This window comes from Vreelandella arctica, assembly GCF_037070215.1.
Taxonomy (GTDB): Bacteria; Pseudomonadota; Gammaproteobacteria; order Pseudomonadales; family Halomonadaceae; genus Vreelandella; species Vreelandella arctica.
This window is the reverse complement of record NZ_JBANSN010000077.1, coordinates 1-2,579: the sequence shown is the minus strand read 5'-3', so window position 1 is coordinate 2,579 and position 2,579 is coordinate 1. Positions and strand designations below refer to the sequence as shown.

Annotated in this window: 3 protein-coding genes; 2 read left to right on the top strand and 1 reads right to left on the bottom strand. The window is 57.3% G+C overall.

The genetic code is table 11. The features are described 5' to 3' along the window. Positions 1 to 769 (bottom strand): site-specific integrase (locus V8L70_RS22670; protein ID WP_232774904.1); only part of this gene is annotated, 769 nt, incomplete at its 3' end. 195 nt (positions 770 to 964) lie between these two features. Between V8L70_RS22670 and V8L70_RS22665 the strand changes: the two genes are divergently transcribed. Together V8L70_RS22665 and V8L70_RS22660 are read left to right on the top strand one after the other, a co-directional pair. After that, entirely contained in the window at positions 965 to 2,020 is a 1,056-nt protein-coding gene (locus V8L70_RS22665) for a DNA-binding protein (protein ID WP_023659525.1), read from the top strand. Positions 2,021 to 2,090: 70 nt separating this feature from the next. After that, positions 2,091 to 2,480 (top strand): YkvA family protein, encoded by a 390-nt coding sequence (locus V8L70_RS22660; RefSeq protein ID WP_008295667.1) that lies wholly within the window; start codon positions 2,091 to 2,093, stop codon positions 2,478 to 2,480. Positions 2,481 to 2,579 lie beyond the last annotated feature (99 nt).

The following is a 2,579-nucleotide window of genomic DNA, read 5'->3' as shown; positions in this document are numbered from 1 at the left end:
CGCAGGTTTCCCCGAGCGCCTTCAGGATACGGTTCACTGACCCGCCTGAGAGGGCTTGGGGTTGCAACCGATCCCAGCGATTGACGGCTCGAAAGACGGGTCCTTCGTGAATGCCCGCGCGCTTTAGCCAGTTTTCGAGGGCACTGACCGGGCAGACCGGCCCGTTGCCCCGAGGCAGGGCCCGCTTTAGCCCCTCACCGTGAGGATCCGTTTTCGAGCGCGGCAGAGTCACCACAAGCCCTTCCGGCTCCCACGACAAATCCTCCACTTCAATAGTCACCAACTCACTGCGGCGAAACGCCCCAAAAAAACCGACCTGCAGCAGGGCCCAGTCGCGATGCTTCTTGAGCGAGTCAGGCTGCTGCTGGAGTGTTTGCAGAAAGACGGCAATGTGTTCGAGGCGCAGCGCCCGGGCTTGCCGTTTCGGCCGACCATGGACGCGACGAATCCCTTCCAACGTTTTGCGCACGCCAGGGTCCCGAGCGGGATCACGCAATCCCTGAGTCTGGTGCCAGCGCCCCAGGGCCGTCAGGTAGACATCCAGCGTGCGAGGATTAAGCGCGACTGCCTGGTCGGACAGGTAGGCCGCCAAGGTCGCCGGCTGTGTCGGTAGACGTCCGCCCCAGCGCTCAAAGCTTCGAATGGCCGCACGGTAGGTTCGGCGCGTGTTGTCCGTGGTGGCCATGTGGATGTACCGATTAGCCGAATCGGCTAACAGGGTCTTTTCCGTATTACGTAATGTGGACCTGGTGGTGGGTTTTGGATCCATGATCACTCCAATTCGAGGCGTGCTCTCAAGAGCCGGTGGTGTACCGGTGTTACAGGGGCAGAATAGAGCAGACCACACTCTAACGCACGTTAATACGCTTTAACGTGCGTTATGGGTCTTAAATTAACTTTGTTAATTATCTCATAAATAACGTAATATTACATATCACGTTATATGATAAAAATGAGGCATGTCATGGCCCGCGCCGGAATTACCTACCAGGATGTCGCCAACGCTGCGCAACGCGTCCGCCAACGCGGTGACGAGCCCACTGTCGACCGGGTGCGATCGGAGCTCGGTACCGGCAGTCGCAGCACTCTCGGGCCAATGCTGAAACGTTGGAAAACAGGCAGCGAAGCCGCAGCGGATCTGAACGGACTCCCGGCTGACTTGGTGGCCGCCGTGAAAGCCCTGCATGAGCGAGCTCAATACGCGGCCGATGAACGTATTACGCAGGAGCGCGAAGCGCACCAGACGCTGGAACAGCAATGGCGCACCGAGCTGGAAGAGGTGCGGCAGCGGTGCGAGTCACTGGAAGAGCAACGCTGCGGGCTGGAGAAGGCCAATGAAGCGCTTCGCAACGAAAGCGATGCCCAGGCCCACGCTCTGCAACAGGAACAGCACCGGGCGGCCTCACTCACGTCCAAACTGGAGGCAAGTCAGGAGAAACTCAGTGAGACCACTGCAACCGTCCAAGAGATGAAGCAGGAAAACCGCGATATCCGCAGCCATTTCGAGCACTACCAGCAGGAGATTGCCGAGGATCGCCGTCATGAACGGGACCAGTTCCACAGGACCCAGTCAGGGCTGGAGGGTCAGGTGGATCAGCTGACGCAGCAGCTCCGCTCCAGCGAACAGGACCGCGACACGCTGAGACAACATCGCGACCAAATAAACCAGCGCTATGAGGCCAGTCAGGATCACGCTGAAAACTTGAAAGAAAAGTTGCACGCGAGCCAGGCCGTCATAACACAATGGGCAACGCGAACAGAAACGCTGGAAGCGACAGTCGACCGCCTCCAGCTGGAGCGAGATAGCGACGCCGAACACCGGGAGAAGCTTGGTGCGGCCCTAACGGATTCTGAAAAACATCTCGCGGCCTGCCAGCAGCGGATCTCCGACCTCAGAGAGCGCGTGGCAGCGGCTGACGACCGAAACCAGTTCCTCAACGATCAGAATCGCGAATTACTGCAGGAAAAAGCTGTCCTCCAGGGTCAGTTGAAACAACTACAAACAAGCCTGGCTAAATAGCCCGCTATTGTCTCGGCCTGATCATCCCTGAGAGTTGCGAGTAATGCCAATCGCGCAAGGAGAAGTTTAGATGTCTACCGTGACCTTTGGCAGGCTGCGAGCTGCGGCAAAACGCATTCAGCATGATGCGCTGACGGTTTATTTTGTGGCGCGAGACTCGAATACCCCCATAGTCGTTCGGCTGCTTGCGCTCGCAATCGCAGCGTACGCCATGAGTCCAATTGATCTCATTCCGGACTTCATACCGATCCTGGGCTATCTTGACGACATTATCTTGGTCCCGCTGGGCATCGTCCTTGTCATCAAGCTGACGCCATCGAATGTGATAGAAGCGAGTCGCTCGAAAGCAGCTAAAGTGGCAACCAAGCCGATCAGCCACGTTGCGGCCGCAGTCGTTATTGGCACATGGCTTTTATGTGCCGCGGCTTTTGGCTACTGGGTGTGGGAATACGGCAGGTAACGCATCGTCTGCACGCGATGAAATAGTTAATTTAGGGCTTGTAAAACAGATGGTTAATGCGCTTTTTGGAGGATTTCGTCAGAATCGTTGCCGACCCTC

What these genes read in the sequence shown, in the direction of transcription:
- V8L70_RS22665 (WP_023659525.1), top strand. Translation starts at nt 965, where the DNA reads ATGGCCCGCGCCGGAATTACCTACCAGGATGTCGCCAACGCTGCGCAA.
- V8L70_RS22660 (WP_008295667.1), top strand. Translation starts at nt 2,091, where the DNA reads ATGTCTACCGTGACCTTTGGCAGGCTGCGAGCTGCGGCAAAACGCATT.